Origin of the sequence: Pseudomonas sp. LP_7_YM (assembly GCF_004364435.1) — a bacterium.
GTDB lineage: Bacteria > Pseudomonadota > Gammaproteobacteria > Pseudomonadales > Pseudomonadaceae > Aquipseudomonas.
Genome location: NZ_SOCT01000003.1, coordinates 253,550 through 270,752, shown reverse-complemented (window position 1 = coordinate 270,752; position 17,203 = coordinate 253,550). Strand labels below are relative to the sequence as shown.

Here is a 17,203-nt window from a genome sequence, read left to right as displayed (position 1 = left end):
GCTCAGCGTAGGCCTGCGTTCTACCGATAGCGAATCGAGGTTGGCTATCGGTGTCATAGGCAAGAGGTTGGACAGCGGCGTTGCCGATTCGGGCGAGCCGGTGCAGGCGACATATTTCTGTCTCGTTCAACACCGCCCCCCGCGCATGAAGCGCGACTCAACCGCGCAATTTCAGTTGTCCGATCGCTGTGTTCAGTTCCCCGGCCAGTGTGGCCAGTTCATCGCTGGTGGCCGCCGAATCAACGGTCTGGCGCACGGTGCGTTCGGTGACGTCGCGTATGCTGACCACCGCCCGGTTCATCTCTTCGGCCACCTCACTCTGCTGCTGCGCCGCCACGGCGATCTGCGTGTTGCTTTCGCGCATCTGCGCCACGGCTTCGGTAATCGCGGCCAAGGCTTTGCCGGCTTCCTGTGCCTGCTGGACGCAGTCGTCAGCCTTATAAGAACTTTCCTGCATGAAATCCACGGCGTCTCGTGTACCCGCCTGCAACGCCGAGACCATGGTGGTGATCTCGTCAGTGGAGGCCTGCACGCGCTTGGCCAGATTGCGCACCTCATCGGCAACTACCGCAAAACCGCGACCCATTTCCCCGGCCCGCGCCGCCTCTATGGCCGCGTTCAGGGCCAGCAGGTTGGTCTGCTCGGCAATGCTGTGGATCACGTTAACCACGCCGTTGATCTTCTGGCTGTCTTCAGCCAAACGCTGAATCATGCCGGCGGTCTGCTGCACGCCACTGGACAGGCCGGCAATCGAGGTCTGGACCCGATCCACCACATCCCTGCCGCTGCCTGCCAGTGCATCGGCATTCTGTGATTGATCGCGCGTGGCGCTGGCGTGCTGGGCGATGTGATGCACCGTAGCGGTCATTTCGTTGATCGCGGTGGCTACCTGATCCGTCTCGCTTTGCTGACCGAGCATGCCCTCCCGTACGTCGCTCATGCCGGTGGCCAGATGCACCGCACCCTGATCCAGCCGCGCGGCCGATTGCGCCACAGTACCGACAATGCGCTGGTAACCTGCCTGCATGGCGTTGAACGCCTTGGCCATCTGCCCGACCTCGTCTTCTCCGGCCAGCGGCACACGCGCCGACAGGTTGCCGGTCTTCTCGACAAGCAGCATCACGTCTTTGAGCGTGTTCAGATGGGTCAGCAGGAACCGGATCAACAGCTGCGAAGCGCTGAGCATGGCCAGCATCAGCACGAAAACGGCGACAGCATAGTGGGTGAAATGCTCGGTCAGCACCTGCCTGAAGGAGGGCGCAGCGGCGAGCGGCACGGTACGGGGCACCGGTTGCCCGGCCGGCCAGGCCGCCAAGAGTTGTGCATGGACCTGCGCGGCGATCCTGGCATCTGCAGTGCGGCTCTGTTGCTCAAGGTTCAGCGCATAGAGCACCAACAGCAGGATGGTGAGGAATGCAACGGCGTTTACCGCCCAGAATTTGTATTTCAGCGAGATGTTGCTCAACCAGCGGCCCATGAGGAAGCTCTTCTGTGATTGCACGTGATAAGGCAAGGTGCCAGTATTTTCTCAACTGTGTATAGCTGCTGCGTTGACCTGCATCAACTCGCAGGCAGTCAAAATGTCGCACTTTCCTGAATCGCAGGCAGTGAGAAGAACGCACGAGCGCAAGCCGTGGTGTGAGCGGCGACGTCTTCCGGGCGTTCGCCCCGATGCAGTGCCACTTCACGCAGCACTTCCGTCAGATAGGCCGGTTCATTACGCCCGTTTTTCGGTTTTGGCCTCAAGCTGCGGGGCAGCAGGTACGGCGCATCGCTTTCCAGCATCAGACGCCCGCGGGGGATTTCGCGCATCAGAGGGTGCAGATGCGTGCCACGGCGTTCGTCGCAGATCCAGCCTGTAATGCCGATGTGCAGGTCCATGTCCAGATAGCTGAACAGTGCACGTTTTTCGCCGGTAAAGCAGTGCACGACGGCGCCGGGCAGGTGGTCGCGGTATTCGCGCAGAATCGCCAGCAATCGCTCGTCGGCCTCCCGTTCATGCAAAAACACCGGAAGCTGCAAGGCTACGGCCAAGGCGAGATGGGCGTGCAGCACCTTTTCCTGTCGCGGGCGCGGTGAGAAATCGCGGTTGAAATCCAGGCCGCACTCGCCGACTGCGCGCACGGCATTTTCTTTCAGCAGGCCCTGCAACTGTTGTTCGGTGTCCTGGGTCCAATCGCTCGCCGAATGGGGATGAACCCCAGCGGTGCTGAACAATCGCTCACCGCTTTCATCCAGTTCACGACACATCTGCAACGCCTGCTCACTGCCTTGGACACTGGTGCCGGTGAGGATCAACTGAGCTACGCCCGCGGCGTAGGCGCGCTCGAGAACTTCTCGCTCCTTGGATGCGAAGCTGGAATTCGTCAGGTTGACGCCGATGTCGATTAGCTGCATGGTTCACCTCAGGCCGGAGGCCGAGAAGAATAGCAGAGCGATTGAGGCGATAAAAAACAAGCAGACTCAACTGCTTAGAATTAGTAGATCCCTGTGTCGCTGTCAGCAGGCCTTGCACAGACCGCCTGCGTGATGGTCCGACAGGGACTTCAAGCCCGTTTTTTCGGCATTTTTCCCGGAGCGTCAATGATCCGAGCCTCGCTGGTCTCGTTGCTGTGCCTGTTGCTCGTTCCTGCCCATGCGGCGGCACGTCCTGCCGGGCCGCCGGTGATCGTCAAGAGAACCCAGATCCGTGACCTTGCCGCCATCCGCAGCAGCAAGGTGCTCCGTGTCCTGGTCAACCAGAGCCGCAACAGCTCAGGTGAAATGCAGGGCGAGCTCATCGGCGTCGAGTATCGCCGCCTGCAGGCCTTCGAAAAATACCTCAACGGCCACGCGCGTGATGGCCAGAAAGTCTCCCTCAAGCTGATTCCAAAAGCCAAGGACCAATTGCTCGCCGCACTGCAACGCGGGGAGGGCGACGTGGTGGCCCCGGGCGAGTTGCTCGATGCCAGCGCCGCGCAGTACGTCGACGCCACTGAGCCTGTGGTCAGGCACGTGCCGCTGGTGGTCGTGGGAACGCGCGGCGAGCGCGTGATCAAGCGCCCTGAGCAGCTGTCCGGTCGCACGCTGATGCTGACTAACGGCAGCGTGGCCGATGACGCCATCGCGCAGCTCAACCAGAAGCTGGCGTTGCGCAAATTACCACCTGTTCGCATCGAATGGGCCGACCCGAGCCTGGCTGTGGAAGACGTACTGGAGATGGTTCAGGCTGGGATTTATCACCTGACCATCGTCGAACAACCGATTGCCGAGCGCTGGGCCAGGGTCATGCCCAAACTTCGGGTCGACCGCGGGCTGGCATTGAGCGACCCGGGCGACATGAACTGGTTCGTGCGCAGGGACGCCGTGATGCTGCATGCCACCGTCGACCGTTTTCTGGAAACCTACGCGCCACCTGCCAATCAGGACGCCGCGTTCCAGAAAGCCTACAAAGACCTCTATCGCGTCCACTACCCGTTGGCGCGGGAAGACCGGCAGCGTCTGGAAAAGCTGCGTCCCACCCTGCAGCGTCACGCCGACGCGCAGAAAATGGATTGGCTGGACCTTGCAGCGCTGGCGTTCAAGGAGTCGGCGCTCAACCCCGTCGCCAAGGGTGGCAGCGGCGCCACGGGTTTGCTGCAGATCACCCCTTCAGCCGCCCAGCGGGTAGGGGTGGATAACATTCACGATGTCGATGGCAATGTCCAGGCTGCGAGCAAGTATCTGGCGATGATCCGCCGCAAGTTTTTTGCCAGCCCGCGGATCAACGAGCGCGAGCGCATGGCGTTCACCCTCGCAGCGTATAACCTTGGCCCGGAGCGGGTGCAGGCGATGCGCACCGAAGCCAGGCGTCAGGGCCTCAATCCCAATCAATGGTTCTTCCAGGTCGAGCGGGTGGCGATGAAGCAGCTGGGGACGAACGTGGTCAGTTACGTCAATAGCGTCAACAAGTACTACCTGGCCTATGACCAGGAGCGTACGTCGCTGGAAAGTCCTTCACCCCGGAAAGTGGCGATCAGGGACTGAGCGGTCGTCCGACACTGTCGCCTGATCATCATGCTTTCGTGCGGTCGAACCCTGGCCCATTACTGCGCCATGGCGTTGGCCACCGTTCCGTCTTCCTTCAACTGGGTGAACGCTGTGGTAATGCGCTGCACCGTATCCGGCGGTGTCTTCAGGCTCAGCGCGACATACAGTTCGCTGGAAAGCTCGTCGACGGTGTAAACGCTTTCGAGCTGACCGAAGTCGATATGGAGTTGCGCGCACTGCACACGCGCTTCGCGCTCGGGCATGGGCACCAGCGCGACTTGCCCATTGAGCAGCTTGCGCAGGTTATCCAGGTTGTTGGCCGATACCACCATTTTGCTGAAGCCTTGTTCCTTGAGGTATTCCTGGCGCGCATCATCACGTATCACGCCAACGGTGAAATTCCGGGCATCCCCCAGGTCGTTGATGACGATGTCATGGCGGTCGTGCAGTTTGTAGAACTTCGGCGTAGCCGATTCCAGCTCACCGACCCAGATGAACAGCGATTCGCGCTCGCTGCTGCGCACGATGGGATAAATCATTACGTTGCTTTCCAGGCGAGCAATGTCGTAGGCACGCGCCCAAGGGTAGAGGGCCATGCGGTAGTCGCTGACCCCGGCCCTGGAGAGGACCTTTTCCACCACTTCGCTGGCGCTCCCGACGACCTTGCCGTCCCTTAGCGCGCTGTAAGAGGAGTCCTCGGTGACGACCTGCAAAGGTTCGGCCTCGATGCCCAGACAAGCAAGCATCAGCAAGGTCGCGGACAGGGGACTCAAGCCTTGTTTGAGCGAATGTCGGGTAAGGCGCATGTCACATTCTCCCCACGGTCATATCTCACAGCGGTTACGCCCTTGACTCTTGGCGCGATACAGGGCCCTGTCGGCGCTTTGCAGCAATTGGTCGAAGCATTCCATGTTTGCCGGATCAAGCTCGGCGACGCCGATGCTCAACGTGACGTAAGGTGAAACGCTCGACCCCTTGTGGGGCAGTTTCTGCTCGGCAAGCAGTGCTTGCAGACGTTCGGCCAAGCTAAGCGCCTGCTGCCGGTTCTGCCCCGCAAGCAACACGGCGAATTCTTCTCCCCCCAGGCGAGCCACCAACTCCCCCGAACGCGAAAACAGGGCGCTCATGGTCAAGGCTACATCGCGCAGGCATTGGTCGCCGGTGGCATGGCCATAGGTGTCGTTATAGAGCTTGAAGAAATCGATATCGCACATCAGCACCGAAAACGGCTGGTCGTGGCGCAAGGAGCGGTTGAATTCCAGCTCCTTGAGTTCATCGAAGTGCCGGCGGTTAGCCAGGCCGGTCAGCGGATCGAAGCGGCTGAGGGCTTCGAGACGAATGTTGGCCGCCTTCAATTGCGCGGTGCGTTGTTCGACCAGTTCGGCCAGTTGATCGCGGCTGGTGGCCAGGGCCAGTTCGTCGTGGGTCTGGCGCTCGATGTGGTCGGCCAGCTTGTCTTGCAAGTCGTTGACGCCAGCTTCCAGCAGGTCCAGTTCGTCACTGGCCGTGCCGCCGCGTTCGAGCATCAGGTGATGTTTAAGGTTTTGGGGGGTCAGCTGTTCCAGGTGCTGGGCGATGCGTCGCACATGCAGGGTCACCGAGCGGTTGAACATGCTCATGATCAACCCGGCCAGCGCCAGCGACTGGATGATCTGGGTCAACATGATGATTGCGACTTCTTTCCACAGGCGTTGCCACAGCAGACGCGCATCGCCTTCGATGCTCAGTTCGCCCACCACTTCGGTGGCGCCGGGGTAGGGGCTGACCGTCAACTGGCGGCGCAGGGTTGGCGTGAAAGAAGAGCCGTCATGGCCCGCATGGTGACGCTCCAGGACCTCTGGCGGCCGGCCAGGACGCAAGACGCGCACTTCGACACGTCCTACCGGAGGTGCCAGGGCCACGCTGTCGAGCTGCGTCTGCAAGTCTTCGTTGTCCATTTCCCACACCGCCTTGGACAGCGTGCCCTGAAACACCTGGTCGATCAGGCTGAGTTCGGCGTTCATGTTCGACAGGTTGCTGTTCCAGGCGAACCAGGTCCGGACTCCCACGGTGGCCAGGGTGAACAACAAGCAAAATGCCAGCGTCGCCAGCACCAGACTGCGCGCGAGCGAACCGGCACGCGGTGGGGCGACGGCATTTGCGGGAAGCTGGGACTCAAGCTCTGCGGGCATGCTCACTTCCAGTTCCGGGCAATGGCATCGTAGGTCCCGTTCTCGCGAATAGTCCCCAAGCCTTTCTGAAACAGCTGCACGGTAGCGTCGGGAGTACCGGCGCTGAACGCCATGCTAAAACCCCCGTCTTTTTCCAGATCCTTGACCTGCAAGGATTGCACCAGCGTGCGAGCGGGATCGTCGCCCGCCTGACGTGCCAGGTAATTGGCATTCAGTTCATCGGAAATCCACAGATCGACGTGGCCGGTCTGAAGCTTCTGATAGTTGAGCGCGTAGCGATTGCTGGACTGCAGTTGCTGGCCGACGACGAAGTTTCTGCCGATCAGGTACTGCTCGCCGACGTCTTCATTGACCGTCGCGGTCTGCCAGTCAAGGGCATCGTCCAGTGCCATCAGGCTGATGGGGTGAGTGGACGCGGAATAAATGTACCAGCGCGAGGTGGCGATGGTCCCGACCCATTTGAAAAGATGCTCGCGCTCGGCGGTTCGGGTGATGGAATAGATCAGTACATTCGGGTCATGCAATGCCAGGTCATATGCCCGCGCCCAGGGCATGGATTGAATGCTCGCCTGCACCTTCACCTCTTTGAGCACCGCCCGCACTACGTCGGTGCTCATGCCGGTCAACTGGCCATCGCGCGTCATGTTATAGGGCGGCAGTTCTTCGGTGACGACGCGAATGCCGTCGGCCCATGCAGTGCCAACGCTAAGGCAAAGCGATACCACGCAAAACAGTAGGTTGCGAGCTGTGGAATCGAGCGTTGCGGGTGTCATGAACAGCTACCTCACGGTCTGCAGTAGCGGCGGTTATCCGGCTCCGACGCATGCAGAAAAGCATGAGCGGGATGCTTCCTACAGCCACCCTATCGGCTGAAAACCCCCTCACTTGAGAGGGTTATAAGACCTTTATCCTCCCGCTGCGATGTACAACTGTGGCAGAGGCAGGCGGTTGCCACTGGACACTGCGAAATGCCGCTGCCACAGCTGACAAGCTGTGCCAGCTGCTTGATTGAAACACACTGCTTTTTGGGACATTGCAGCGGTTTGAAAGCTGCCTGCCGACCACGGGTTTTGGAGGTTCCCGCCTTCCGACGAATCACGCTGTGGCGTTTTGCCACACCATGTCGCCCGGAGGTTTTTGACCTGGATCAACGGTTGCACAAGGCGCTATAGGAAAAATGCGGTGCACCCTGACGAGTCATCAACATGCCCGGTCCTTTCGATTTCCTCAAACACCCTCTGGCGAAAGAAATAGGCCTGATCCTGCTGATCAAGCTCGTCCTGTTAATGGGAATCCGTAGCGTCTGGTTCGACGCTCCGGTCGAGGTCAAGGATGACGGGGTGCAAGCTGGCCTGCATGTACTGGGCGCCCCTCCCGTGTCTCCTGAGAAGAATTCAAAATGATATCGGAATCCGTCGTCGACTTATCTCGGCTGCAGTTCGCAATGACTGCGCTGTACCACTTCCTGTTTGTCCCATTGACGCTGGGCATGGCTTTTTTACTGGCGATCATGGAGTCGGTGTTCGTCATGACCGGCAAACAGGTCTACCAGGACATGACCAAGTTCTGGGGCAAGCTGTTTGGCATCAACTTCGCCCTGGGGGTCACCACCGGCCTGACCATGGAGTTCCAGTTCGGCACCAACTGGGCCTACTACAGCCATTACGTGGGCGACATCTTCGGTGCGCCGCTGGCGATCGAAGGGATGATGGCCTTTTTCCTTGAATCAACGTTTATCGGTCTGTTTTTCTTCGGCTGGGATCGGCTCAGCCGCGTGCAGCATCTGGGTGTCACCTGGCTGGTGGCAATCGGTTCAAACATGTCGGCGTTGTGGATCCTCATCGCCAACGGCTGGATGCAGAATCCGGTCGGCGCAGAGTTCAACTTCACCACCATGCGCATGGAAATGACCAGTTTCGCGGACCTGATCTTCAACCCGGTCGCGCAGGTCAAGTTCGTGCATACCGTAGCTTCCGGTTATGTCACCGGGGCGATTTTCGTCCTGGCCATCTCCAGTTGGTACCTGCTCAAGGGGCGCGACATCGGCTTCGCCCGGCGCTCGTTCGCCATTGCTTCGGCGTTCGGCATCGCCTCGATTCTCTCGGTGATCGTGCTGGGCGATGAGTCCGGCTACGAAATCGGCGACGTGCAAAAAACCAAACTCGCGGCCATCGAAGCCGAGTGGGATACGGAACCTGCGCCCGCTGCGTTCACCTTGTTCGGTCTGCCGAACCAGGCCGAGCAGCGCACCGATTACGCGGTAAAAATCCCCTATGTGATGGGCATCGTCGCCACCCGTTCGGTCGACAAGCAAGTCACCGGGATCAAGGATCTGGTCAGTGAGCACCAGGGCCGCATCCGCAACGGTATGGTTGCCTACGACCTGTTGGGCAAGCTGCGCGCCGGGGACAAGAGCGAACAAACCCTCAACGCATTCAACGATGTGAAGAAGGACCTGGGTTACGGCCTGCTGCTCAAGAAGTACACCGACAAGGTGGTGGACGCCAACGAGCAACAGATCAAGCAGGCTGCCCTGGATTCGATTCCCCATGTGGCGTCGATCTTCTGGACGTTCCGCATCATGGTGCTCAGTGGCGTGCTGATGCTGCTGTTGTTCATCTGCGCGTTCTGGGCCTCGGCACGCAAGAACGAATCGAGCAAGCGCTGGTTGCTCAAGTGGGCGGTGTTCAGTCTGCCACTGCCGTGGATCGCCACGCAGACCGGCTGGTGGGTTGCAGAGCACGGTCGTCAGCCATGGTCGATCGGTGAAGTACTGCCGGTTCACTTGTCTGCTTCGACCCTGTCCAGCGGCGATGTCATTGGCTCGATTCTGGCGCTGGTCGGTTTCTACACCGTGCTGTTGATCATCGAGATGTACCTGATGATCAAGTTCGCCCGCCTGGGCCCAAGCAGCCTGCACACCGGTCGTTATCACTTCGAAGCACGCGGCGCCGCTGTGTCTGCTGCCAAACAACCTGTGCTGGCCTGAGGAACACATGATGTTCGATTACGAGACACTCAAACTCATCTGGTGGGTGCTGGTCGGCGTGCTGCTGATCGGCTTCGCCCTGACCGACGGCTTCGACCTGGGCGCGGCGATGCTGATGCCTGTGGTGGGTCGCTCGGATAACGAAAGACGTGTGGTGATCAACACCATCGCCCCGCACTGGGACGGCAACCAGGTCTGGCTGATCACCGCCGGTGGCGCGTTGTTCGCTGCCTGGCCACTGGTCTACTCGGCGGCGTTTTCCGGGTTGTACTGGGCGCTGTTGCTGGTGCTGTTCGCGTTATTCGTACGCCCGGTGGGCTTTGACTATCGCAGCAAGCTGGAAAACACCCGCTGGCGGCAGAGTTGGGATTGGGCGCTTTGTGTGGGCGGTATAGTGCCTTCGCTTGTGTTCGGGGTGGCATTCGGCAACCTGCTGCTGGGTGTGCCGTTCCAGTTCGATGAAACCATGCGCTCCAGCTACCAGGGCAATTTCTGGCAGTTGCTCAGCCCGTTCGGCCTGCTGGCCGGTGTCGTCAGCCTGAGCATGCTCGGTCTGCATGGCGGTACCTGGCTGATGATGCGCACCGAGGGCGCGATTGCCCATCGTTCGCAGCGTGCGGCGCAAGGGCTGGCACTGGTGTTCCTGCTGTCCTTCATCGGTGCTGGCGTATGGCTGCTGCTGGGCGCAATTGAGGGGCTGTCGATTACTTCGGCGTTCGATGCAGGCGCAGCGCTGAATCCGTTGGCCAAGACGGTCGATGCGTCTAACCACGGCTGGATGGCTAACTATCAGCAACACCCGCTCACCGTCATCGCGCCGCTGCTGGGCATCTTCGGTGGCCTGCTGGCACTGCTGTGCGCCAGCGCGGGGCAGGGCAGAATGGCGTTTCTGGGCAGCAGCCTGGCCATCGTCGGCGCTCTGTGCACCGCAGGTTTCGCGATGTTCCCGTTTGTCATGCCATCGAGCCTGGATCCGGCGTCGAGCCTGACCGTCTGGGATGCAGTGTCCAGCAGCAAAACCCTGTTCATCATGCTGGTTGCGGCCGTCATCTTCGTGCCGTTGATCCTCTGCTACACGCTGTGGTGCTACGCCAAGATGTGGGGCAAGGTCACCACCACGCATATCGACCATAACCCGCACGGCCTGTACTGAGCCGAGGAGAGAACATCATGTGGTATTTCGCCTGGATTCTTGGCGTATTGCTGGCCTGCAGCTTCGGCATCATCAATGCCTTGTGGCTGGAGTCTTCGGACGCCACGGCTGTGGAGAACGGTCGTGACCGCTGAGGCGCGGAACGCACCCTTCAGGCATGCCATCGGCCGGACACTGTCCTGGCTGATGGCGGTGCCCCTGAGCCTGGTGCTGTTGATTCATCCGGCGTCGATGCTCGATGCCAACGGTCATTATTCCCATAGCCTGTTGATGCTGGTCATGTGGGGCGTGGCCGGTGGTTTCGTGCATGGCGTCGGCTTCGAGCCCCACGCGCTGGTCTGGCGAGTGATGTTTCATCCACTGCTGTGCTGGGCACTGATGGCTTTGGGGTTCGGGATGTGGCTCACGGCGCGGCAGTTGATCTGAAGAGCCTGTGAAATGGCTGCCTGCCCTGATGGTGCGGGCAGTCAACTGACTCTTGCGTAATTGAAAGCGGCAGCCCGGCTGCTTCACAAAACCTTGGGAATAGAATCTCTGGCTCAGCACCGGCTCGTGGTTGCATCAACCAGCAGCACCTTGGTTCAACCCTGGGGGTCCGTGGAAGCCGGCAAGCCCGTACATGACTTACGCGATGAGCTGCGATGAATGAACGGCCTGCGTTGGATAAATACGTTCAGCCGTCGCCGATGATTGCCCATGGGTATCGCTATGTAGTAAACAACACAGCGGTAGCAGGGTAGGCGACAGGGGAACGGAATGAACGCAGTGGCAAAAGAATCGGTTGGGAAAATCTACGACATCGAGGCCATGCGGCATACCCAGGCCATGACCTGGAAGGCCATCGAGCGGGTGTCTCAGCGCATCAAGCCGGGGATGCTGGAATCAAAGGCAGTGGCTATGGGCAAACAGGTGCTGGTCGAGCTTGATAGCCAACGCATCTGGCACCCGATGTTGATCCGCTTTGGCGCAAACACCCTGAAAACCTTCAAGCAGCGCTCCGATGGCGATCCGGTGCTGGGTGAAGACGATATTTATTTCATCGACACGGGCGCGGTTTGGAAGGGACACGAGGGTGATGCCGGTGCCTCCTTCACCACCGGCAACGACCCGCAAATGCAAGCCTGCGCTGCTGCGGCGAAAACCCTCTTCGAAGGGGTCGAGCAGCGCTGGAAAACCGCAAGCGTCGAAGGCATCGAGTTGTACCGCTTTGCCCAAGAGCACGCTGCTGCCATGGGCTGGACGCTGAATCTGGAGATCAAGGGCCACCGCGTCTGCGACTTTCCGCATGCGATTTATCGGGACGGTAATCTCGGCGATTTCGATGGCGTGCCCAACCCCGGTCTGTGGATTCTGGAAATCCAGCTCGCCCATCCGAGCAAACCTTATGGCGCGTTTTATGAAGACTTGCTGGCCTGATATGCGTCACATCCAGATGTCAGCAAGTCGCTATGGTTGTAATCACATGACGGGTGGTTCGATGATGCGCGCCGCACTTATTCATCCATGACAGGACACCCGACATGAAAGTCAGCGCCCGTAACGTCTTCAAAGGTACCGTCAAACAGATTCAGGAAGGAGCGGTCAACGCCGAAGTGGCTCTGACCTTGGCCGGTGGCGAGGAACTGGTGGCGGTGGTCACGCTGCAAAGCGTCAAGAGTTTGGACCTGGCGGTCGGTAAGGAAGCGGTCGCTTTGATCAAGGCGCCATGGGTGATGCTGATGACCGATTCCGGTGGCTTGCGCCTCTCGGCGCGCAACTGCCTGCAAGGTAAAGTCACCCGCGTCAGCGATGGCGCGGTCAACGCCGAAGTGGTGATCACACTTGCTGGCGGCACTGAGGTCTACTCCATCGTTACCCGCGATGCGGTAAGCGAACTGGGCCTAGCGCCAGGCGTAAGCGCAACTGCGGTCATCAAGGCATCGCACATCATTCTCGGTGTGCCTGCCTGATCCAATCGATTGCCGTCGTGCGGCAACCGCTGTGGCAAGTGGTTGTCTTCGGCAGTCATGTTTCCATCTGCCAGTACAAGGAAGTGTATTTTGATTACACGCAGAACCCTGATCGGCGCATCGCTCATGGCGATTCCTGCGCTCTGGACCTTTAAGTCTTTGGCGGCCGCTGCCGCCACTTCCTCCACGACACCCATTGAACAGCAACTGGCTGAGCTGGAGCTTCGTCACGGAGGGCGGCTGGGCGTGGCCATTCTCGACACCGGCAGCCAGCGCCTGATCACCCACCGCGGTGACGAGCGATTCGCTCTGTGCAGCACCTTCAAGGCCTTGGCGGTGGCCCATGTTCTGGCCCGCGTCGACCGCAAGGAAGAGGACCTTTCGCGGTTGATCGTCTATGGCAAGGATCAGCTGGTCACCTATTCGCCGGTCACCGAAAAACACGCGGGCAATCCTGGGCTGAGCGTCGGCTCAATCTGCGAAGCTGCGATTACGCTGAGCGATAATACCGCTGCCAACCTGCTGCTGGACAGCTTCGCAGGGCCTGAAGGCCTGACCGATTGGCTGCGCTCGATGGGTGATCAGACCACCCGCCTGGATCGGCGCGAACCCGAGCTGAACGAGAACCGCCCCGGGGATCTGCGCGATACCACCACACCTGTGGCGATGCTCCAGAGCCTGCGCACATTGGTGTTGGGGAATGCGCTGTCCGCTGCGTCCCGGGACCAGTTGGTCGCCTGGCTAGGCAGCAACAAGACCGGCGACCAGAAATTGCGGGCCGGCTTGCCGAAAGGCTGGCGGGTCGGTGACAAGACAGGGTTGGGCGCCAACAACGCCAGTAATGACGTTGCGGTGATCTGGCCCTCCGAGCGAGCGCCGCTGATCGTCACGCTTTACTCCACCGGTTCCCACGCCAACGCCGAGCAGATCAATGCGCTGATGGCCGACGTCGGTCGGCTGGCTGCCTCGATTTGAATGCAGCATGTGGAGCCGCGCAGCAGAGCGGGGCGTTGGGAAAATGCATAACAAGCTATCTGATCCGGTTTTTTGGCGAATACCTGGCCCTGTATCGAAACAGACCTCGGCCTCACACTGAAGGTGCTCTTTAATCCCTGACCTCGACGCTCGAGGCATTACGGGGAGCCGGCGTTATCTGTCTCGAAACTTTCTGTGAGGAGGCCGTTGTGGCTCGAATGACTATTTTCCTGTTGAGGTTTCTGGCGCTGATCGTCACCCTCGGCTTGCTGGCGACCCTCCCTGCGGGTTGATCCGACAGGGGTGTTTATTTGTTTCCCCCCCTCGCTGCTTCTACTTGAAAACGTGCTGCTTACCGGGCTGTCGCGTACGGCGTTGGGCAGGTTGCCTGCGAAAAGTTTTACCCTGCTGGCCCCTGTCCACCTCCACCGTTGGTCTGCCAGACACCCTATCGCTCCTTGACGATTGACCGGTTCGAGACAATACTTCGCGACTATTCATATAGATGACTATATAAATCAGACAGCGAAGCGCCGCCATGAATCAGTTATCCAGTGATGTCCGCCTACCGCTTTATCAACGCCTGCGTGATCAATTGGCTGAGCAGATCGCCAATAATCGTTGGCGTCCGGGGGAAGCCATTCCCACCGAAGCTGCATTGTCCAGCGAGTACTGCCTGTCCACCGGCACCGTGCGCAAGGCTATCGACATGTTGGTCAACGAGAACATCCTCGAGCGCCAGCAGGGGCGTGGCACCTTCATTCGGCGTCCGCAGTTTCAGTCTTCCCTGTTCAGGTTCTTCCGCTTTCAGAGTGTCTCAGGCGAACGTCAGGTGCCCGAGAGTCGCATCCTGTCCATTGAGCCGGTGAGCGCGCCTTCGGCTGTTTCCCAAGCGCTGGGGCTGGCGCTGGATGCTCCGGTGATTCGCATGATCCGCCTGCGGTTGCTCGATGCCCAGCCGGTGCTCGCCGAAGAGATTTGGCTGCCGCAGGTGCAATTCCAGACCTTGCTCGAAACCGATTTCAGCCGCCATGGCCCCTTGCTTTATCCACTCTACGAACAGTTGTGCGGTCAGGTCGTTGCGTACGCTGAAGAGACCCTGACGGCCGAAGCGGTCAGCGACGTGCACGGGCGTTTGCTGCAGGTGCCGGCCGGCAGCCCGGTCGTGGTGATCGAGCGTCTGGCGCGCAATTACGCCGGTCAGCCGTTGGAATGGCGTCGCTCCCGGGGCCATGCGAGCCATTTTCGTTACAGCGTGGATATTCGATAACTCACACCGGACTTCACCACGGATCCTGCGGTGGCGAATTGATTCGCGAAAGATGGATCAGGCGACGGGGATGTATTGGCGCCTGGCGATTGAATTTGCTCCCGCAGGGGAGACCGCGATTCAAGGGCCATTTTCAAACAAGCCTGTCATTCAGAACGGGCTCAACAATAACTGCCGCTTCACCTGCATAAGGACAAAAACCATGTTCAATTGGTATCGCCAAATCACTCCTCGTGAGCGCAAAACGTTCTGGGCCTGCTTCGGTGGTTGGTCGCTGGACGCCCTTGAAGTCCAGATGTTCGGTCTGGCCATCCCGGCACTGATCGCCGCTTTCGCCTTGAGCAAGGGCGATGCCGGGCTGATCAGTGGTGTGACCCTGATCACTTCGGCATTGGGTGGTTGGGTCGGTGGTACGCTTTCGGACCGTTACGGTCGCGTGCGCACCCTGCAATGGATGATTCTCTGGTTCTCCTTCTTCACGTTCCTGTCCGCATTCGTCACCGGCTTCAGCTCGCTGCTGGTGGTCAAGGCCCTGCAAGGCTTCGGCATCGGTGGCGAATGGGCGGCCGGTGCGGTGCTGATGGCCGAGACGATCAACCCCAAGTACCGCGGCAAGGTCATGGGCACCGTGCAAAGCGCCTGGGCAGTGGGTTGGGGCCTGGCGGTGGGCGTATTTACGCTTATCTATTCGTTCGTGCCTGCTGATATCGCCTGGCGCGTGATGTTCCTGGTCGGTCTGTTGCCATCGTTCCTGATCATTTGGGTACGTCGCAACGTCGAGGAACCAGACAGCTTTCAGCGTCTGCAAAAAGAGCAGGCCATTCCGCAGAGTTTCTTCAAATCCCTGGCCGGTATTTTCCGTCCTGAACTGATTCGCGTGACCCTGCTTGGCGGATTGCTCGGGCTGGGCGCCCACGGTGGCTACCACGCGGTGATGACCTGGCTGCCGACTTTCCTCAAGACCGAACGTAATCTATCGGTGCTCAACTCCGGTGGCTATCTGGCGGTGATCATTGTCGCGTTCTGGTGTGGCTGCGTGGCCAGTGGTTTTTTGATCGACCGCATCGGCCGTCGCATGAACATCGTGCTGTTCGCCCTGTGCTGCGTGATCACCGTGCAGTGCTATGTGTTCCTGCCGTTGACCAATACCGAAATGCTGTTCCTGGGGTTCCCGCTGGGCTTCTTCGCTGCCGGCATACCGGCCAGCCTGGGTGCGTTGTTCAACGAGTTGTACCCCGCTGACGTGCGCGGGGCAGGGGTGGGCTTCTGCTACAACTTCGGTCGCGTGTTGTCCTCGGTGTTTCCGTTTCTGGTCGGTCACATGAGCGAGTCGATGTCGCTGGGCTCGGCCATCGGTATCGATGCCGGTATTGCCTATGGTGTGGCCGTAATCGCCGCACTGTGCCTGCCGGAAACCCGTGGTCGCAGCCTGGAGGCCAGCGCAGCCGTCGCTCAGGGGGCCACTCCGGATAAAGAAACTGCCAGCGCCTGATATTCCTTCCTGCGCGGTGTTCCGGCTTCAGGCCAGAGGCCGCGCATTTTTCTTCGATAGATGAGACCCATGTCCGATACCTTTCCCGCGTCGATTCTCGGCATCGACGGCCACGCACACGTATTCAGCAGGGAGCTGGATCTGACATCGGCAAGACGCTATTCACCCGACTACGACGCCACGCTGGCGGCGTATCAGCAAAACCTGCAAGACCACGGCCTGAGCCATGGTGTGCTGGTACAACCAAGCTTTCTCGGCAGCGATAACAGCTTTCTGCTTGATGCGCTGCAACAAGCCCCTGCGCAACTGCGCGGAGTGGTGGTAGTCGATCACGACATCAGCCGCACGCAACTGGACGAGATGGATCGTCTCGGCGTGGTCGGTATTCGCCTGAACCTGATGGGCAAGGCACTGCCGGATTTTTCCGAACCGCAGTGGAAGATCCTGTTCGGCCATATCGCCGAGCTTGACTGGCACGTGGAGTTGCATCGGCACGTGGCGGATATCCCGGCGCTGGTTCGTGGGCTGTTGCCATTTGGGGTGAAGGTCGTGGTCGATCATTTCGGGCGGCCCGACGCGCGACTTGGGCTGGACCAACCCGGCCTGCGCGAGATGCTCGAGCTGGGCCTCTGCGGTCAGCTGTGGCTGAAGGTCTCGGGCATCTATCGCCTGGAAGGCAGCGAACAGCAAAACCTTGACTTCGCTTGTGCCGCGCTGCCCTTGCTGATGGAGAGTTTCGGCCAGCAGCGCCTGGTGTGGGGCAGCGACTGGCCGCATACGCAGCACGAGGGGCAGGTGAACTACACCCAGGTGGTCGAGCAATTACACGCATTGGGCTGTACCCCTCAAGTGATGCGCTCGTTGCTGATCGAAGCGCCCCAGGTGCTGTTCGATTTTTCGATGGTCGAGGCCTGAAGCATTTTGTCCGCCGCCGCCCGTCCCTGTAGCCGTCCAGCTCGGCGGCGGTAGCGGTCGGATGCCCCACTGCCGGCAAGCCGCGCTGCTATGACAATGTGTGTACGGCGCCGTCTGCTAGGCTTTAAATGATCAGCGGTACGCCGTTCTACCTGGCCTCGATAAAACGTCGCCTGATGCGGCGTGACGCTAGAGCAGTTCCCACGGAGCGGGACTGATCGAGATGCCAGGAGGCTTTCGGCGTAACGCTTGTTTCAGTGCCGCCTCATTCAAGTGACTGA

17 protein-coding genes are annotated in these 17,203 nt (G+C 59.9%); 12 read left to right on the top strand and 5 right to left on the bottom strand.

Annotated elements, in window-relative coordinates; genetic code table 11:
- Nucleotides 1-157: 157 nt before the first annotated feature.
- Nucleotides 158-1,477: a methyl-accepting chemotaxis protein gene (locus EC915_RS10300; RefSeq protein WP_133750419.1), complete on the bottom strand. Its 1,320-nt coding sequence runs from the start codon at nucleotides 1,475-1,477 to the stop codon at nucleotides 158-160.
- Between the two features lie 98 nt (nucleotides 1,478-1,575).
- Nucleotides 1,576-2,397 carry a TatD family hydrolase gene (locus EC915_RS10295; protein ID WP_133750418.1) on the bottom strand — a complete coding sequence of 274 codons (822 nt, stop codon included), beginning with the start codon at nucleotides 2,395-2,397 and terminating at the stop codon, nucleotides 1,576-1,578.
- Nucleotides 2,398-2,583: 186 nt separating this feature from the next.
- On the opposite strand from EC915_RS10295, the gene EC915_RS10290 reads away from it, so the two are divergent.
- Entirely contained in the window at nucleotides 2,584-4,005 is a 1,422-nt protein-coding gene (locus EC915_RS10290; RefSeq protein ID WP_133750417.1) for a transglycosylase SLT domain-containing protein, read from the top strand.
- A gap of 59 nt (nucleotides 4,006-4,064) precedes the next feature.
- Here EC915_RS10290 and EC915_RS10285 read toward each other — a convergent pair whose 3' ends face one another.
- Genes EC915_RS10285 through EC915_RS10275 form a run of 3 tightly spaced genes read right to left on the bottom strand, consistent with a single transcriptional unit; the run spans nucleotide 4,065 to nucleotide 6,952 of the window.
- Complete coding sequence (locus tag EC915_RS10285; protein WP_256658701.1) at nucleotides 4,065-4,814, bottom strand: ABC transporter substrate-binding protein; 750 nt, start codon at nucleotides 4,812-4,814, stop codon at nucleotides 4,065-4,067.
- 18 nt (nucleotides 4,815-4,832) lie between these two features.
- Complete coding sequence (locus EC915_RS10280; RefSeq protein WP_133750416.1) at nucleotides 4,833-6,179, bottom strand: diguanylate cyclase domain-containing protein; 1,347 nt, start codon at nucleotides 6,177-6,179, stop codon at nucleotides 4,833-4,835.
- Between the two features lie 2 nt (nucleotides 6,180-6,181).
- Nucleotides 6,182-6,952, bottom strand: a complete 771-nt coding sequence (locus EC915_RS10275) for an ABC transporter substrate-binding protein (protein ID WP_133750415.1) — start codon at nucleotides 6,950-6,952, stop codon at nucleotides 6,182-6,184.
- A 432-nt stretch (nucleotides 6,953-7,384) separates the two neighbouring features.
- Between EC915_RS10275 and cydP the strand changes: the two genes are divergently transcribed.
- The 11 genes from cydP (at nucleotide 7,385) to EC915_RS10220 (ending at nucleotide 16,922) form a co-directional block, all read left to right on the top strand.
- Nucleotides 7,385-7,582 carry a cytochrome oxidase putative small subunit CydP gene (gene cydP / locus EC915_RS10270; RefSeq protein WP_133750414.1) on the top strand — a complete coding sequence of 66 codons (198 nt, stop codon included), beginning with the start codon at nucleotides 7,385-7,387 and terminating at the stop codon, nucleotides 7,580-7,582.
- A complete protein-coding gene (locus EC915_RS10265; protein WP_133750413.1) occupies nucleotides 7,579-9,168 on the top strand; it encodes a cytochrome ubiquinol oxidase subunit I in 1,590 nt (529 codons plus the stop codon). The genes cydP and EC915_RS10265 overlap by 4 nt, the downstream gene beginning before the upstream one ends.
- Nucleotides 9,169-9,178: 10 nt before the next feature.
- On the top strand, nucleotides 9,179-10,321 hold the full coding sequence (gene cydB / locus EC915_RS10260) for a cytochrome d ubiquinol oxidase subunit II (RefSeq protein ID WP_133750694.1): 1,143 nt from the start codon (nucleotides 9,179-9,181) through the stop codon (nucleotides 10,319-10,321).
- 17 nt (nucleotides 10,322-10,338) lie between these two features.
- Nucleotides 10,339-10,455: a cytochrome bd-I oxidase subunit CydX gene (cydX, locus tag EC915_RS10255; RefSeq protein ID WP_133750412.1), complete on the top strand. Its 117-nt coding sequence runs from the start codon at nucleotides 10,339-10,341 to the stop codon at nucleotides 10,453-10,455.
- Nucleotides 10,445-10,747, top strand: coding sequence for a cyd operon YbgE family protein (locus EC915_RS10250; protein ID WP_166650955.1), 303 nt, complete (start codon nucleotides 10,445-10,447; stop codon nucleotides 10,745-10,747). Before cydX ends, EC915_RS10250 begins: the two co-directional genes overlap by 11 nt.
- Before the next feature lie 330 nt (nucleotides 10,748-11,077).
- Nucleotides 11,078-11,737, top strand: a complete 660-nt coding sequence (locus EC915_RS10245; protein WP_133750410.1) for a M24 family metallopeptidase — start codon at nucleotides 11,078-11,080, stop codon at nucleotides 11,735-11,737.
- Nucleotides 11,738-11,841: 104 nt separating this feature from the next.
- Nucleotides 11,842-12,270: a molybdopterin-binding protein gene (locus tag EC915_RS10240; RefSeq protein WP_133750409.1), complete on the top strand. Its 429-nt coding sequence runs from the start codon at nucleotides 11,842-11,844 to the stop codon at nucleotides 12,268-12,270.
- 126 nt (nucleotides 12,271-12,396) lie between these two features.
- Complete coding sequence (bla, locus tag EC915_RS10235) at nucleotides 12,397-13,245, top strand: class A beta-lactamase (protein WP_372237877.1); 849 nt, start codon at nucleotides 12,397-12,399, stop codon at nucleotides 13,243-13,245.
- Nucleotides 13,246-13,783: 538 nt separating this feature from the next.
- Complete coding sequence (locus tag EC915_RS10230) at nucleotides 13,784-14,515, top strand: GntR family transcriptional regulator (RefSeq protein WP_133750407.1); 732 nt, start codon at nucleotides 13,784-13,786, stop codon at nucleotides 14,513-14,515.
- 202 nt (nucleotides 14,516-14,717) lie between these two features.
- Nucleotides 14,718-16,007 carry an MFS transporter gene (locus EC915_RS10225; RefSeq protein ID WP_133750406.1) on the top strand — a complete coding sequence of 430 codons (1,290 nt, stop codon included), beginning with the start codon at nucleotides 14,718-14,720 and terminating at the stop codon, nucleotides 16,005-16,007.
- Nucleotides 16,008-16,076: 69 nt separating this feature from the next.
- Nucleotides 16,077-16,922 (top strand): amidohydrolase, encoded by an 846-nt coding sequence (locus EC915_RS10220; RefSeq protein ID WP_133750405.1) that lies wholly within the window; start codon nucleotides 16,077-16,079, stop codon nucleotides 16,920-16,922.
- The last annotated feature ends 281 nt before the right edge of the window (nucleotides 16,923-17,203 follow it).